Here is a 15,415-nt window from a genome sequence, read left to right as displayed (position 1 = left end):
TGGGAGCCGCGTGATGGGCATCCATCCAAAACCCTCTGCGGATCACCTCAAGGCAGGGCTCAGGCCCTGCTATCTCGTCTTTGGCGACGAGCCGCTGCTCGAGAAAGAGCGGGCCATCGACCTTGCGTTCTCCTTCCTCAACCAGGCCGGGTGCTGATGCGGATCTACCCTGAACAATTCGCGGACCACCTCAAGGCGGGGCTCAGGCCCTGCTATCTGGTCTTTGGCGACGAGCCGCTGCTCAAACAGGAAGCCATCGACGTCATCCGTCAGGTCGCCCGCAAACAGGGGTTCGATGAGCGCCACAGTTTCGTGGTCGAGCCCGGTCTGGACTGGAATCAGGTCTACGACGCCTGCCAGGCCCTGAGCCTGTTCTCGACGCGCCAGCTCATCGAGCTGGAGCTGCCGGCCAAGGTCGACAAGGATCTGGCCGCCCGCATCACAGAGATCGGCAAGCAGCTTCATCCCGATCTGCTGCTGGTACTCTCTGGGGGACGGCTAAACCAGACCCAGATGAAAAGCGCCTGGTTTGACAAGCTCTACCAGATTGGCACCCATGTGCCGGTCAATCACCCCGAGCCGCGCTTCTTCCCGCGCTGGATGGGGGCCCGGTTCCAACGCTTTGGCCTCAAGGCGATGCCGGATGCGGTCAATTTCATGTGCCATGCCTACGAGGGCAACCTGCTGGCGGCGAGTCAGGAGATAGAGAAGCTGACCCTGCTCTCGCCGCCCCAACCGATCACGGTTGCCTACCTGCAGGAGACCATCATACGCCACGCCCACTTCACCCCTTTCCAGCTCATCGACTGCCTGCTGGAAGGCAAGGTGAACCGGGCCCAGCGCATCCTGCTGGCGCTGCGGGCCGAGGGCACCGAGCCCGGCATGCTGGCCTGGACCCTGTGCCGGGAGCTGGAACAGCTCACCGAGCTGTCGCTGGCCATGCGCGGTGGCCAGCCCCTGGGGGAGCACTTCAGCCGGCTGCGCATCTGGCAGAGCCGCCAGCAGCTGATCCAGCAGGCTCTGATCCGCTTGCCGTTCGCCAAGCTGCAACAGCTGTGGCAGCTGATGGCCCGCCTCGATGACGCCCAGCGCCGGTTCGATACCGAGCAGGCCTGGCTGATGTTGCAGACCATGGCCCTGGGGTTTCGCGATGGCACCCTGCTGCCTCTGCCCGAGGCCAGCCCATGCTGAAGCCACCCGTCGGTATTCTCGGAGGCACCTTCGATCCTGTCCACATAGGTCACCTGAGACCGGCCATCGAGGCCCGCGACGCCCTGGGACTGGCCGAGGTACGCCTGCTCCCGAACCATATCCCGCCCCATCGCGCCAATCCGCTCTGCTCGAGCGAGCAGCGCCTGGCCATGGTCAGACTGGCGGCGGCAGAGAACCCGGGGTTCGTGGTGGATGAGCGGGAATTGAAGCGGGACAAGCCCTCCTGGACCATAGACACGCTGATAGAGCTGAGGGGCGAGCTGCCGGACACTCCGCTCTGCTTTCTGATGGGGATGGACTCATTGCTCACGCTGCCGAGCTGGCATCGCTGGCAGGAGCTGCTCGATTATGCCCATCTGGTGGTGAGCCTGCGCCCGGGCTGGCAACCAGACTACCCGGCCGACATAGCCGGGCTGCTGGCACGCCACGGCACCCGCCGGGCCGAAGACCTGCACCTCAAGCTGAGCGGCCACATCTGGCTGGCGGACAACCTGCCCATTGCGCTCTCCGCGACCCGGCTGCGGGATTTGCTGGCCCGGGGCCAGGATACCCGCTACCTGTTGCCAGCCTGTGTCGCGCACTATATTGAGCAAGAGGGGCTCTACCGCACTGTGGCGGAAAACCCCCAGGCAGGCCCCGCCCAGCCGGGTGGGAAACCAGGCCACCCATGATATAATCCGCCGCCCCACGCCTGCGCGAGCCGCGGCGGATCCAGAGGAGAAACACTATTGCAAGGCCAAGAACTGCACGCTTTCATCATCGACAAGATCGATGACATGAAGGGCCGCGACATCGTCACCCTGGATGTGCGCGGTCAATCCAGCATCACGGACACCCTGATCATCTGCTCCGGCAACTCCAGCCGCCATGTCTGCGCCATCGCCCACAACCTGGCGAGCGAGGCCCGTCATGCCAAGCTCGACCTGCTCAGTGTCGAAGGACAGCAGACCGGCGAGTGGGTGCTGGTGGATCTCGGCTCCGTCATAGTGCATGTGATGCAGGACGAGTTTCGCGACTTCTATCAACTGGAAAAACTCTGGGGCAATGCTCCGGTACAAGCCTGATCCCCCATGAAGATTCAGTTGATTGCCGTGGGCACCAAGATGCCCGCCTGGGTCGAGCACGGCTTCCAGGAGTACCGTCGCCGTTTCCCGAAAGACATGCCGTTCGAACTGGTGGAGATAAGCGCTGGAAAACGCGGTAAAAACGCCGATATCCCCCGCATCCTGCAAAAGGAAGGGGAAGCCATGCTGGCGGCCGCCGGTCGCGCCCGCCTCGTCACCCTGGACATTCCCGGCAAGCCCTGGACCACGGAGCAGCTGGCCGGCCAGCTGGAAGCCTGGAAGCTGGATGGCCGCGACGTGGCCTTGCTGGTGGGCGGGCCCGAGGGCCTGTCTCCCGAGTGCAAGGCCGCCGCCGAGCAGAGCTGGTCCCTCTCCCCCCTCACCCTGCCCCACCCCCTGGTGCGGGTGCTGGTGGCCGAGAGTCTCTACCGGGCCTGGAGCATCACCACCAACCACCCCTATCACAGGGAATAGCGCCTTATGCCTTCGCTCTCCCCGACTCCCGAGGCCTCCCCATGCTGAAACAGCGCATCGAGATGCGCGATCACAGCGCAGAGGGCAACCTCTTCTTTCGTCGTACCCTGGTCGCCTATCTGGGCATGCTTGCCCTGATGCTGGTGCTGCTCGGCAACCTCTACTATCTGCAGGTTGAATCGTTCGACACCTATCAGACCCGCTCCAACGACAACCGGATCCGCGTCGTGCCGGTGGCGCCCCCCCGGGGCCTCATCTATGACGCCAACGGGGTGCTGCTGGCGGAGAACCGTCCTGTCTACAGCCTGGAAATCGTGCCGGAGGAGGCGGGGGACATCGACAAGATGGCCGACGATCTGATCGCCCTGCTGGGCCTGCCGGAGGGAACCAAGGAGAAATTTCTGGCCGAGGTCAAACGCCAGCGCCGCTTCAAGCCGGTCTCCCTCTACGAGAAGCTGACCGAGAAACAGGTGGCGCTCTTCTCCGTCGACCAGCACAACTACCCGGGTGCCAGCATAGAGGCCTATCTCAAGCGCTATTACCCGTTTGGTGACACCCTCACCCATGCCCTGGGCTATGTGGCCAAGATCAACACCCGGGACGTGGAGCGCCTGGAGAAGGAGGAGAAACTCGCCAACTATGCCGCCACCAAGGACATCGGCAAGCAGGGGGTGGAGAAGTTCTACGAGGATGAGCTGCACGGCGTGGCCGGCTACCAGGAGGTCGAGGTCAACAACCGCGGCCGGGTGGTGCGCACCCTCAAGTTCCAGCCGCCCCAGCCCGGCAAGGACATCTACCTCAACATCGACATCCGCCTGCAGCTCAAGGCCCAGCAGCTGCTGGACGGTCGCCGGGGCGCCATCGTCATGATGGATCCCAAGACGGGCGCCATCCTGGCCATGGAGTCGAGCCCGAGTTACGACCCCAACCTGTTCGTGACCGGCATCTCCACCGCCAACTATTCCGGCCTGCTCAACGATCCGGCTCGCCCCCTGGTGAACCGCACCACCCAGGGCATCTATGCCCCCGCCTCCACCGTCAAGCCCCTGCTCTCCGTGATGGGACTCAACGAGGGGGCCATCACCCCCCAGTACCGCTACTTCGGCGGGCCCAGCTTCTCCATCCCGGGCACCACCAAGAAGTTCCGTGACTGGCGACGCTGGGGCCATGGCTGGCTCGATGTCTATCGCGCCATCGAGGTGTCGGCGGATACCTATTTCTACGATCTCGCCTACCGGGTCGGCATCGACAAGATCCACGAATACATGACCCAGTTCGGCTTTGGCCACTACAGCGGGGTCGATCTGTACGAAGAGACCAAGGGGGTCATGCCCTCCCGGGACTGGAAGATGGCCCGCTGGCGCCAACCCTGGTATCAGGGGGACACCATCTCGGTCGGCATCGGCCAGGGTTACTGGAGTTCCACACCGATCCAGCTCGCCAAGGCCATCAGCATTCTCACCCAGAATGGCCATGACGTGACGCCCCATCTGCTCAAGAGCACCGTCTCCCTCGACGGCACTGTGCCTGCCCCCATCAACCCGAACGTGGCGCTCAAGGTCAAGCATGACAGCTACTGGCAGGTGGGACGGGATGGCATGTGGCGCGTCATCAACGGCCACGAGGGCACGGGTCGGCGCGCCTTTGCCAACACCCCCTATGTGGCGGCGGGCAAGTCGGGTACGGCCCAGGTGGTCGGTCTCAAGGAAAACCAGGTCTACAACGCGGCCACCACCAAGGTGGAGCACAGGGACAATGCCCTGTTCGTCGCCTTCGCGCCGTTCGACGCCCCCAAGGCCGTGGTCGCCCTGGTGCTGGAGAACGCAGGTGGCGGCAGCGCCATGGCCGCCCCCGTCGCCCGCCATATGCTGGATGCCTATCTGCTGCCGCCGGAGCCCCAGCTGCCGCCGGCACCGGCCAAGAAGCCCCAATCCGAAGAGGTTGCCTCTCATGAGTAACTCCGCTCGCCAGCAAAGCATCTGGTACCGGCTGCACATCGACCTGCCCCTGCTCATCGGCCTGCTCTGCCTGATGGCGCTCTCCATGGTGGTGCTCTACTCCGCCTCGGGTCAGGATCTGGAATCCATCGTGCGCCAGCTGGTGCGCGGCGGCCTCGCCTTCGTGCTGATGCTGGCCCTGGCCCAGCTGCCCCCGACCCTCTATGCCCGCTGGGCCATCCCCGTGTTCGTGGTGGTGGTCCTGATGCTGATCGCGGTGGACGTGTTCGGCCACATCGGCAAGGGGGCCCAGCGCTGGCTGGACCTTGGTTTCATGAAGTTCCAGCCCTCCGAGGTGATGAAGGTCTCCATGCCCATCATGGTGGCCACCTGGCTCAGCCGGCACTCCCTGCCCCCCAAGCTCAGTCATGTGGTGATCGCCCTCGTCATGGTGCTGCTGCCCACCCTGCTGATCGCGGCCCAGCCCGATCTGGGCACCTCCATCCTGGTGGCGGCCTCCGGCTTCTTCGTCATCTTCCTGGCGGGGATCAGCTGGTGGCTCATCGGCCTGGCGGTGATGCTGCTCGCCGCCTTCCTGCCCCTGCTCTGGTTCTTCCTGATGCACGACTATCAGCGCCAGCGGGTGCTGATGCTGATCGACCCGGAGAAGGACCCGCTCGGCCGTGGCTACCACATCATCCAGTCCAAGATAGCGATAGGCTCAGGCGGCGTGTTCGGCAAGGGGTGGTTGCAGGGGACCCAGTCCCAGCTGGAATTTTTGCCAGAGCGCCACACCGACTTCATCTTCGCCGTGTTCAGCGAGGAGTTCGGTCTGGTGGGTGTGGCCTTGCTGCTCGCCCTCTACCTCTACATCATCAGCCGCTGCCTCTACATCTCGATGCAGGCCCAGAGCAGCTTCGAGCGCCTGCTCGGCGGCGCCCTGACCCTCACCTTCTTCGTCTATGTGTTCGTCAACATGGGCATGGTGAGCGGCATACTCCCGGTGGTGGGCGTGCCCCTGCCCCTGGTGAGCTACGGCGGCACCTCCATGGTGACCCTGATGGCGGGCTTCGGCATCCTGATGTCCATTCAGACCCACAGGAGGCTACTGGCATGATGAGGCGGATATATTCTGCCGGTGGTGGGAGGCCCCTGCCCCTGGTGAGCTACGGCGGCACCTCCATGGTGACTCTGATGGCGGGCTTCGGCATCCTGATGTCCATTCAGACCCACAGAAGGCTACTGGCCTGATGATGCGCCTCGCTCCCGCCCTGCTGCTGGCGGTCTGGCTGCCGGCTACAGGGGCCGCCGCCGGGCCGGATGCGCAGGCCCTGGCCCGTCTCGCCGAGCGTCAGGCCGTGCCCCTGGCCGAGCTGGAGGCCGCCGTGGGATCGGCCCGGCTCAATCCCGAGGTGCTGGCCCTGATGCGCCGCCCCTGGGAAGCCAAGCCCTGGTACCAATACCGGCCCCTGTTCGTCACAACGCAACGCATTCAGGCCGGGGTACGCTTCTGGCAGGAGCACAGCGAACTGCTGACCCGGGCGGAGCAGACCTACCGGGTGCCCGCCGCCCTCATCACCGCCATCCTGGGCGTGGAGACCGCCTACGGCAAGCAGATGGGGCGCCACGACGTGCTCGGCAGCCTCTATACCCTGGGATTTCACTACCCGGAGCGGGCCGATTTCTTTGCCAAGGAGTTTGCCCAGCTGGTGCTGCTCGCCAGGGAGGAGCAGCTGCCCCTCACCGCGCTCAAGGGTTCCTACGCCGGCGCCATGGGCATGGGCCAGTTCATGCCCTCCAGCTATCGCCACTACGCCGTGGATTTCGACGGTGACGGCAGGCGGGACCTGTTTGCCAGCCGGGCCGATGCCATCGGCAGCGTGGCCAACTACTTCGCCGAGCATGGCTGGCGCTGGCGCGACCCCGTGGTCGAGCCGGCCGAGGCCAGTGCGCCTGTGGCCGAGGCCCTCATTGGCCAGGCCCCTGAGCCCAGCCTGCGCTGGCAGACCCTGTCCGAGGCCGGGCTGCGTCTGGCCACCCCTCCCGCGGACGATACCCTGGTGCGGCTGCTGGCCCTCGAGGAGGTCGACGGCCCCCGCTACTGGGTCGCCCGCCACAACTTTTACGTGATCAATCGCTACAACCGCAGCCCCTTGTACGGCATGGCGGTACACCAACTCAGTCAAGCCATCCAGGATGCCTATGCAGCACAACAGACTCCTCCCCCTCAGCCTGGCCTTGTTCCTGGCCGCCTGTAGCAGCCAGCCGGATGCCCCGGCACCGGCCCCCCTCCCCGAACCGGTCGAAGTGGAGAAGGCACCCGTCATCGAGTTTCCCCAGGCCACGGGAGCCATCCCCCGTCCCGAACCCCTGAGCGCCAGCGGCAACCGGGACTACTGGATTGGCAAGCAGAAGTACCAGGTGTGGCGCGACATCAAGCACTACAGCGAAGAGGGCAGCGCCAGCTGGCTCGACAAGGGGCTGGACGGCAACAAGACCGCCAATGGCGACACCATGGACAGCACCCTCTTCACGGCCGCCCATCGCAACCTGCCGCTGCCGAGCTATGTGCGTGTCACCAACCTCGACAACGGCCGCGAGACCATAGTGAGAGTCAACGATCGGGGGCCCTTCACCGCGTCCCGGCTCATCGATCTCTCCCATGCCGCGGCCCATCAGCTTGACATGGTCGAGCAGGGTGAGGCGCGGGTCAGGCTGGATCTCATCACAGACACCCCGGATCAGCAGATTGAACGGGTGGCGGATATCCCCATGACGGACACCCGCCCCGGCCAGGAGACAGGCACAGCCGCCCCCGCCAAGGCGGTCCCCCTGGCCGCGGCCATACCGGCCACCGCCCCCCAGGCAGATGCAGCCCCGGCTGTCTCCTCCCAGGCTGGCGGCGGCAAACGGATGCAGGTGCTCGCCAGCGGATCCAGGGAGCGGGCCCAGGCCCTGGCCAAGCAGCTCGGCAGCCAGTACGGCGTGCCCCATGAGATCCAGGCCGTCGGCCAGATCTACCGGGTGCTGCTCGGCCCCATCCCGGCGGCAAAACAGGGGTCGCTGCTGCAACAGGTGCGCAGTGAAGGGTTCGAGCAGGCCTTCTTCCTCCCCTGAGCCCTGCTTTTCACCACGGCCGGTGGCGCGCCTGATTACGACGCGCCACCGGTCAGTGAGTGTTAAAAAATGCCCATCGATCACCATGCCGGGCTATGACCAGAGCCCGCTTCTGGTATAGTGAGCCCCGCATTTTCATTTACCAGGGGTCACCCCCAACCAGGCTCGCAGGAATTTTCACGATGTCCAAATTTGCCCATTCAGTCATCCTCGCCGCCCTGATCAGCGCAACCGCCCAGGCCAATACTCCGACGCGGGATCCGCTGCCCACCCCCAACAGCATGCCGGTCGTCGTCCCCGCCGCGCCGACCATCTCGGCCAAGGCCCATATTCTGATCGACTACGCCAGCGGCCAGGTGCTGGCCGAGGAGAACGCCGAAGAGCGGCTGCCCCCCGCCAGTCTGACCAAGATGATGACCTCCTACATCATCGGCCAGGAGCTGGCCAAGGGGAACATCAAACGCACCGACATGGTGACCATCAGCCAGAACGCCTGGTCCAAGAACTACTCCGACTCCTCCAAGATGTTCATCGAGGTGGGCAAGCAGGTCTCGGTCGATGATCTGAACAAGGGCATCATCATCCAGTCCGGCAACGACGCCTGCGTCGCCATGGCCGAATTCCTGGCGGGCAGCACCGACTCCTTCGCCAGCCTGATGAACACCTGGGCCGCCAAGCTGGGCATGAATGACAGCCACTTCATGAACCCCCATGGCCTGGATGCCGAGGGTCACTACAGTACCGCCCACGACATGGCGCGCCTGGGCCAGGCCCTGATCCGCGACCTGCCGGAGGAGTACAAGATCTATGCCCAGAAGTCCTTCGTCTTCAACGGCATCACCCAGCACAACCGCAACCGCCTGCTGTGGGATCAATCCCTGCAAGTGGATGGCATCAAGACCGGCCATGTCAGCCAGGTCGGCTACAACCTGGTCTCCTCCGCCACCAACAACGAGGGGATGCGTCTGATCGCCGTGGTGTTCGGTGCCACCAGCGAGGCTTCCCGCGCCGCCGAGAGCAAGAAGCTGCTCACCTACGGTTTCCGCTTCTTCCAGAGTGCCACCCCCTACAAGGCAGGCACCGAACTGGTGAGCCAGAAGATCTGGATGGGTGACAAGCCCGAGGTCAAGCTCGGGGTGGATCAGGATGTCTCCGTCCTGGTGACCCGTGGCCAGGCCAGCAACCTCAAGGCGGACTTCCAGCTCGACAGCGAGCTGAAGGCACCGCTGGCCAAGGGACAGCGCGTCGGCACCGTCTTCCTCAAGCAGGGGGACAAGGAGATCAAGCAGGTTCCCCTGGTTGCACTGGAAGAGGTGCAAGAGGGTGGCCTGATGAGCCGTCTGTGGGACTATGTGGTACTGCTGGTCACCAGCTGGTTCAAGTGATCTCAGGGTAAAATCTTGTCAAGCAACGGCGCCATCGGGCGCCGTTGCTGTCTTGATGGAGCCTGGCAGCGAATAACCCTGCAATCTGCAGGTTCCGCCGACCCGGGATTTGTGGTAAAAAGCAGCACTTCCACGTCTTGTCGCACGATACCGGGTCTTGATCCCGGTGTGGGCCATGCCCATATAGACTTGTACTGGCGGCCCCCTGGGCCAATGGCAACGAGCCACATGAGAGAGTCATCCCGGATGACGAAAAGGTGAGTCAATGAATACCAAGTTTGATGAACTGCTGGAATTCCCCTGCAAGTTCCCCTTCAAGGTACTGGGTGTGGCCGATCCCGCCCTGCCGGATCTGGTGGTCGAAGTGTTGCAGCAGCATGCCCCCGGCACCTACAGCCCCACGGTACAACCCAGTTCAAAGGGCAACTACCACTCGGTACGAGTGACGGTCACCGCCCAGAGCAAGGAACATATCGAAGCCATGTATGCCGCCCTCGGCAACATATCCCTGGTTCGCTACGTTCTGTGATCACACCCGCGTCGCCCCGTCCAAGGGGCGACGGCCTGTTTGTCCGCCCAGCCCATGAGGAAGCCATGTCCACCCCAGCACAACGCCATCTGCTGACAAGAGACCTGGGTCGCCGCCCCTATCAGGCCGTATGGGACGCCATGAAGGCGTTTACCGACGCGCGCGGCGAAGAGACCCCGGACGAGTTCTGGCTGGTGGAGCACGATCCCGTCTACACCCAGGGCCAGGCCGGCAAGGCCGAGCACCTGCTCGCCCCCGGCGACATCCCTGTGGTGCAAAGTGATCGCGGCGGCCAGGTGACCTATCACGGCCCCGGCCAGCTGGTACTCTATGTGCTGGTGGACGTGCGCCGCAGCAAGCTGTCGGTGCGCGAGCTGGTCACCTGCCTGGAAACCGCCATCATCCAGGTGCTCGCCAGGAGCGACATCCAGGCCTATGCCAAGGCGGACGCCCCCGGCGTCTACGTGCGAGACGGGCTCGGCCTCGAAGCCAAGATAGCCTCCCTGGGCCTGCGCATTCGCCGTGGCTGCTCCTTCCATGGACTGGCCCTCAACGTCAACATGGACATGAGCCCCTTCCTGCGGATCAATCCCTGCGGCTATGCGGGCATGGCCATGACCCAGACCAGTGCCCTGGGGGGCCCCTTGAGCGTGCCCGAGGCGGCCCGGCCCCTGATGGCCGAGCTGGCCAGCCTCATCGGTTACCAGACCATCACCCATGTCGAGCAAGGCGCCATGCCATGGCACGATGCGAATCTCAAGATGCCCTCTGCGGACATCAATCAGACAGTAACAAACACCGAGAGTGAATCATGAGCAAACCCGTTCGTATGGAGCCGGGCGTCAAGCTGCGCGATGGCGACAAGATGGCCCTGATCCCGGTGAAATTCATGCCGGATCCCACCGAAGAAGTGCTGCGTAAACCGGACTGGATGCGGATCAAACTGCCCCCCTCGAGCCAGAAGATCGAGCACATCAAGAGCACGCTGCGCAAGAACAAGCTGCACTCTGTGTGTGAGGAGGCCTCCTGCCCCAACCTGGCGGAGTGCTTCAACCACGGCACCGCCACCTTCATGATCATGGGCGCCATCTGCACCCGCCGTTGCCCCTTCTGCGACGTGGCCCACGGCCGCCCGCTGGCGCTGGATCCGGAAGAGCCGAAGAAGCTGGCCCTCACCATCAAGGAGATGGGGCTGAAATACGTGGTCATCACCTCGGTGGACCGCGACGATCTGCGGGACGGCGGTGCCCAGCACTTCGCCGACTGCATCAAGCAGATCCGCGAGCACAGCCCCCAGACCCGCATCGAGATCCTGACCCCGGACTTTCGCGGCCGGATGGAGCAGGCCCTGGCGGTGTTCCGCGAGACCCCGCCGGACGTGTTCAACCACAACCTGGAAACCGCCCCGCGCATGTACCGGGTCGCCCGCCCCGGCGCCGACTACAAGTGGTCCCTGGAGCTGCTGCGCCGCATCAAGGAGATGCACCCCCATGTGCCGACCAAGTCCGGCGTCATGATGGGTCTGGGCGAGACCAACGAAGAGATAGTCCAGGTGCTCAAGGACTTGCGCGAGCACGGCGTCAACATGCTGACCCTGGGCCAGTACCTGCAGCCGAGCCGTCACCACCTGCCGGTGAAACGCTATGTGCCGCCCGCAGAGTTCGACGAGCTGAAGGATGTCGCCATGGAGCTGGGCTTCTCCCATGCCGCCTGCGGCCCCTTCGTCCGCTCCTCCTACCATGCGGATCTGCAGGCCAAGGGCGAAGAGGTCAAATGACCTTCTCTCCTCTGCACTAAAAAAAGAGCGCCAAAAGGCGCTCTTTTTTTATGGTCGTAGTCACGGGTTCAATGAGGGCCCCGCAACTGCTGATGCAGCGCAAGCAGGGCCCGAACCTCGGCCAGCCGGCGCCGGGTCAGGGCAATGCGCGCCTCCCTGCCTATCCCCTCCCCGAGCAGCAGCCCGGCCAGGCAGTGTTCATAGAGCGCCCCCTCCTGGCGCCAGCCCTGGTGGTATGACCCCTGAGTCAAGGTGAGCCGCTCCCCGTTGCCGCAGCGATCCAGGCTGATCTGGCCACCATCGGCCAGGAATGCCGTCACCCCTTTTTGCCCGCCCCCGGGACCGGCATACTTGTCGAGCCGGATCTGCAGCGGGATCCCCCCGACCGAGCCCAGCAGCCGAGCCCGGCCCTCGGCGACGTGCAGGTCACCATGGACGATGGCCGCCCCCAACCGGTCGGTCACCTCCCCAGCCAGCAGTTGCAAGGATTCATCGCATCCCAGTGCCGCCACCAGCTCCCGTATCTGAGTCAGCACATGGGTGCCGATATCGAGAATGACCCCATCCGGATGGCGCAGCGTGCGGCAGTCCGCCTTTCCCGTCGCGAAGTTGAGGGCAATGGGCCGGCCTTGCTCATCCTGACCACTGGGCTCTTGCAGATAGCCCTCCAGTTGCAGCAGCCGGGTACCGCTCAGATCTGGCGGATTGCCCTGGGCCGAGTCCTCCGGCAGCCAGTTCGCTCCCAGCTGCCCCGATAACAGTTGCTGGATGCCGGTGCGCGCCATCCAGTGATCCAGGGCCAGCACCCGACCGGCACAGGCAGGCTCCGCCAGCAGCGCCTCCAGCTGCTCGAGCTGATCCAGGCGGGCGACCACGGGCTTTTCCACCACCAGCAGGGGGATTGCGCTGGCCAGCGCTGCGCTCAGGGTCACCAGATGATCCAGGGAAGGAGTGGTAATGAACAACAGATCCAGCGGCCTGGCCAACAAGGCATCCAGACTCGGCAGCGCATGAACCCCTGCCAGTTGCCGGGCAGGATCCCGATCGTAACCCCATAACTCAAGGCCCGACAGGGCCAGCCGCCTCAGGGCCGGCAGGTAGGCCGTCTCCACCACGGCCCCCAGGCCCACGAATCCAATCTGCATCTGCTCTCCTCCAAATAGCCTCAATCTAGCGCCGCCCAGCGTGCCCTGACCTGATCCAGGGCAATTAATCGCCAGGGGCTGACGCGGTACAGGGCGCCTCATCGACATCCGGAGGCAATGGCAAGACCCCGTTCGAACATTTCTGTTCCTGAGGGCTGAGGCTATCATGCCCACTTCCCAGCGCCTTCAGGAGTATCACATGTCCCCCATCACCGCCTTTATCATCCATGGTTACACCGCCTCGCCCCAGGCCAACTGGTTTCCCTGGCTCGCCGCCCGGCTCGAGGAGCAGGGCATCCAGACCCGGGTGCTCGCCATGCCGGATCCCCAGGCACCCGAGCCCGCCGCCTGGGATGCCCATCTGGCGGCCAGCATAGGCGAGGCGGATGGCCACACCCTGCTGGTTGGCCACAGCCTGGGCTGCATCTCGGCCCTGCGCTACCTGCATCAGCACCCTCCCCTGAGCGACCTGGGTGGCCTGCTGCTGGTTTCCGGCTTCGATGAACCCCTCGCTACCCTGCCCGAGCTCACCCCCTTCGTCGCCCAGCCCCTGCCCCTCGCCCATATCAGGGCCAGAGTGCCGCGCTGCGCCCTGATCGCCTCCACCGATGACGCCATCGTCCCCCCGTCCTTCTCCCAGGCCCTGGCCCAGCGGTTGCAGGCCCCCCTGCATCCGATTGCACAGGGGGGCCATTTTCTCGATCGGGAGGGCTTTACCGAGTTGCCCCTCGCCTATGAGCTGCTGATGGAGATGGCCGGCGCCATCAGGGCGGCGGCGAAGATCCCGCAGGCGAGCTGACTCGCGGCCCTGACCCTCACTCCTGTGCAAAGGCCGGGTGGTAGCTCACTTCGCCACTGGTCCCCGCCGCCCCCCAGCGGCGGGCCATGAAGTATTCCGGGGGCACGCCGGGCAGGGTCAACGCCCTTTTCCTGAGCATCGCCCATAAAAACGGCCACCCTGAGGTGGCCGTCATCGGCATACAGACAGATTTACGAGCGTCAGAGGCCGGCGGCCTCCAGATGCTCCACCAGCAGTTGCACGCTGCGGTTGCCGCGCCACTCGTTGACGTCGAGCCGGTAGACCAGCCGCACCCGTTTGACCGAGGCATCGGGCCAGCGCTTGAGATCCACCCCGAAGGCGATGGCATCCACCGCATGGCCGGAGTCGGTCGTCAGCATCATCTTGAGGTGCTTCTCCCCCACCAGCCGCTGCTGCACCAGCACGAACTCGCCGTCGAACAGCGGCTCGGGGAAGGCCTGGCCCCAGGGACCGGAGGCGCGGATCAGCTCCGCCAGCTCGAGGGTGAGCTCGTCCGGCAGCAACTCGCCATCGGTGAGCAGCACCCCGGTCAAGAGCTCGGGGGTCACCAGCTCGCCGATCACCGCCTCGAAGGCGCGACCGAACGCCTCGATATTGGCCTTGGGCAGGGTCAGCCCGGCCGCCATGGCGTGGCCGCCAAACTTGCCCATCAGGCCCGGATGGCGGGTATCGAGCAATTCGAGCGCATCGCGCAGGTGCACCCCGGGGATGGAGCGCCCGGAGCCCTTGAGCTCGGTGTCGCTGCTCTCGGCAAACGCGATCACCGGCCTGTAGTACTTCTCCTTCACCTTGGAGGCCACCAGCCCCACTACCCCCTGATGCCACTCGTCCCGGTGCAGCACTATGCCGGAGGGGACTTCACCATCACGAAAACGGATCTGCTCCAGGGTGGCGAGGGCCTCCTGCTGCATCCCCTGCTCTATCTCCTTGCGCTCCTGGTTGAGGCTGTCCATCTCGGACGCCAGCTGGCGCGCCAGGTTGAGGTCGTCGCACAGCAGACAGGCGACCCCGAGGGACATGTCGTCGAGTCGACCCACCGCATTGAGGCGGGGCCCCAGGGCAAAGCCGAGATCGGCGGCGCACAGGCGGCGACCGTCACGGCCGGAGACATCCACCAGCGCCTGGATGCCGGGGCGACAGCGTCCGGCCCGGATCCGCTGCAAGCCCTGATGCACCAGGATGCGGTTGTTGCCATCGAGCGCCACCACGTCGGCGACGGTGCCGAGTGCCACCAGATCCAGATAATCCGCCACGTTGGGGGCGCGAATGCCCTGGCGCTCATACCAGCCACTCTGGCGCAGGTGGGTGTTGAGGGCCGCCATCAGGTAGAAGGCGACCCCGACCCCGGCCAGGGACTTGGAGGGGAAGTCGCAGCCATGCTGGTTGGGGTTCACGATGGCATCGGCGTCAGGCAGCTCCTGTCCCGGCAGGTGGTGATCGGTAACCAGTACCCGCATGCCGGCCGCCTTGGCCGCCGCCACCCCGGCGATGCTGGAGATGCCGTTGTCCACCGTAATGAGGAACTCGGCGCCCCGGGCCACCGCCAGCTCGACGATCTCCGGGGTGAGGCCGTAGCCGAACTCGAAGCGGTTGGGCACCAGAAAATCGATGTGGCGCCCCCCCATGGCGCGCAGGGCCAGCACGCACAGGGCCGAGCTGGTGGCGCCGTCACAGTCAAAATCACCGACGATGAGGATACGCTGCTGCGCCGTCAGGGCATCCGCCAGCAGGGGTACCGCCTGCTCCATGCCAAACAGGCGCTGGGGCGGCAGCAGCTGGCTGGCGCTGCGTTCCAGCAGGGCGGGATCTTCCACCCCGCGGCTGGCGAAGATCTGGCGCAGCAGGGGGTGCAGGGTATCGGGCAGATGGGAATCATCCACCCGGGGGCGACGACGGATTTGCAAAGACATGGCGATATCCAGTGGGTTCAAACGGGGGCAGAGGCCGAAACAGGC

General features: G+C 64.9%; 15 protein-coding genes and 2 pseudogenes. 15 read left to right on the top strand and 2 right to left on the bottom strand.

Going from position 1 to position 15,415, the window contains the following annotated elements; all coding sequences use genetic code 11:
• Positions 1 to 13 precede the first annotated feature (13 nt).
• The 14 genes and pseudogenes from BN1119_RS01675 (at position 14) to lipA (ending at position 11,495) form a co-directional block, all read left to right on the top strand.
• Positions 14 to 157 carry a hypothetical protein gene (locus tag BN1119_RS01675; protein ID WP_041992930.1) on the top strand — a complete coding sequence of 48 codons (144 nt, stop codon included), beginning with the start codon at positions 14 to 16 and terminating at the stop codon, positions 155 to 157.
• On the top strand, positions 157 to 1,191 hold the full coding sequence (gene holA, locus BN1119_RS01670) for a DNA polymerase III subunit delta (protein WP_041992927.1): 1,035 nt from the start codon (positions 157 to 159) through the stop codon (positions 1,189 to 1,191). Before BN1119_RS01675 ends, holA begins: the two co-directional genes overlap by 1 nt.
• On the top strand, positions 1,185 to 1,883 hold the full coding sequence (nadD, locus tag BN1119_RS01665) for a nicotinate-nucleotide adenylyltransferase (protein ID WP_041992924.1): 699 nt from the start codon (positions 1,185 to 1,187) through the stop codon (positions 1,881 to 1,883). The genes holA and nadD overlap by 7 nt, the downstream gene beginning before the upstream one ends.
• 57 nt (positions 1,884 to 1,940) lie before the next feature.
• Positions 1,941 to 2,276: a ribosome silencing factor gene (rsfS, locus tag BN1119_RS01660; RefSeq protein ID WP_041992921.1), complete on the top strand. Its 336-nt coding sequence runs from the start codon at positions 1,941 to 1,943 to the stop codon at positions 2,274 to 2,276.
• Positions 2,277 to 2,282: 6 nt separating this feature from the next.
• On the top strand, positions 2,283 to 2,750 hold the full coding sequence (gene rlmH, locus BN1119_RS01655; RefSeq protein WP_041992918.1) for a 23S rRNA (pseudouridine(1915)-N(3))-methyltransferase RlmH: 468 nt from the start codon (positions 2,283 to 2,285) through the stop codon (positions 2,748 to 2,750).
• Positions 2,751 to 2,791: 41 nt separating this feature from the next.
• Positions 2,792 to 4,708 (top strand): penicillin-binding protein 2, encoded by a 1,917-nt coding sequence (mrdA, locus tag BN1119_RS01650; protein WP_041992916.1) that lies wholly within the window; start codon positions 2,792 to 2,794, stop codon positions 4,706 to 4,708.
• Entirely contained in the window at positions 4,701 to 5,804 is a 1,104-nt protein-coding gene (gene rodA, locus BN1119_RS01645; protein ID WP_041992913.1) for a rod shape-determining protein RodA, read from the top strand. Before mrdA ends, rodA begins: the two co-directional genes overlap by 8 nt.
• Positions 5,805 to 5,816: 12 nt before the next feature.
• Positions 5,817 to 5,938 (top strand): annotated as a pseudogene (locus BN1119_RS19750) (FtsW/RodA/SpoVE family cell cycle protein); the annotation flags it as partial.
• Positions 5,939 to 5,940: 2 nt separating this feature from the next.
• Positions 5,941 to 6,945: a lytic murein transglycosylase B gene (gene mltB / locus BN1119_RS01640; protein ID WP_041993812.1), complete on the top strand. Its 1,005-nt coding sequence runs from the start codon at positions 5,941 to 5,943 to the stop codon at positions 6,943 to 6,945.
• Positions 6,884 to 7,804: a septal ring lytic transglycosylase RlpA family protein gene (locus BN1119_RS01635; protein WP_041992910.1), complete on the top strand. Its 921-nt coding sequence runs from the start codon at positions 6,884 to 6,886 to the stop codon at positions 7,802 to 7,804. The genes mltB and BN1119_RS01635 overlap by 62 nt, the downstream gene beginning before the upstream one ends.
• Before the next feature lie 182 nt (positions 7,805 to 7,986).
• Positions 7,987 to 9,189: a D-alanyl-D-alanine carboxypeptidase family protein gene (locus BN1119_RS01630; RefSeq protein ID WP_041992908.1), complete on the top strand. Its 1,203-nt coding sequence runs from the start codon at positions 7,987 to 7,989 to the stop codon at positions 9,187 to 9,189.
• 265 nt (positions 9,190 to 9,454) lie between these two features.
• Positions 9,455 to 9,718, top strand: a complete 264-nt coding sequence (ybeD, locus tag BN1119_RS01625; protein WP_041992905.1) for a DUF493 family protein YbeD — start codon at positions 9,455 to 9,457, stop codon at positions 9,716 to 9,718.
• A 65-nt stretch (positions 9,719 to 9,783) separates the two neighbouring features.
• Positions 9,784 to 10,443 (top strand): annotated as a pseudogene (gene lipB, locus BN1119_RS01620) (lipoyl(octanoyl) transferase LipB); the annotation flags it as partial.
• A gap of 86 nt (positions 10,444 to 10,529) precedes the next feature.
• Positions 10,530 to 11,495, top strand: a complete 966-nt coding sequence (gene lipA, locus BN1119_RS01615; RefSeq protein ID WP_041992902.1) for a lipoyl synthase — start codon at positions 10,530 to 10,532, stop codon at positions 11,493 to 11,495.
• Between the two features lie 68 nt (positions 11,496 to 11,563).
• Here lipA and BN1119_RS01610 read toward each other — a convergent pair whose 3' ends face one another.
• Complete coding sequence (locus tag BN1119_RS01610; RefSeq protein WP_041992900.1) at positions 11,564 to 12,640, bottom strand: Gfo/Idh/MocA family oxidoreductase; 1,077 nt, start codon at positions 12,638 to 12,640, stop codon at positions 11,564 to 11,566.
• A 199-nt stretch (positions 12,641 to 12,839) separates the two neighbouring features.
• Between BN1119_RS01610 and BN1119_RS01605 the strand changes: the two genes are divergently transcribed.
• Positions 12,840 to 13,439: an RBBP9/YdeN family alpha/beta hydrolase gene (locus BN1119_RS01605; RefSeq protein WP_041992898.1), complete on the top strand. Its 600-nt coding sequence runs from the start codon at positions 12,840 to 12,842 to the stop codon at positions 13,437 to 13,439.
• A gap of 200 nt (positions 13,440 to 13,639) precedes the next feature.
• Here the strand turns inward: BN1119_RS01605 and recJ are convergent, their stop codons facing one another.
• Positions 13,640 to 15,370 carry a single-stranded-DNA-specific exonuclease RecJ gene (recJ, locus tag BN1119_RS01600; RefSeq protein ID WP_041992896.1) on the bottom strand — a complete coding sequence of 577 codons (1,731 nt, stop codon included), beginning with the start codon at positions 15,368 to 15,370 and terminating at the stop codon, positions 13,640 to 13,642.
• Between the last annotated feature and the right edge of the window lie 45 nt (positions 15,371 to 15,415).

This window comes from Aeromonas bivalvium, from assembly GCF_000819765.1.
Taxonomy (GTDB): Bacteria; Pseudomonadota; Gammaproteobacteria; order Enterobacterales; family Aeromonadaceae; genus Aeromonas; species Aeromonas bivalvium.
This window is presented reverse-complemented; position numbering and strand designations above follow the sequence as displayed.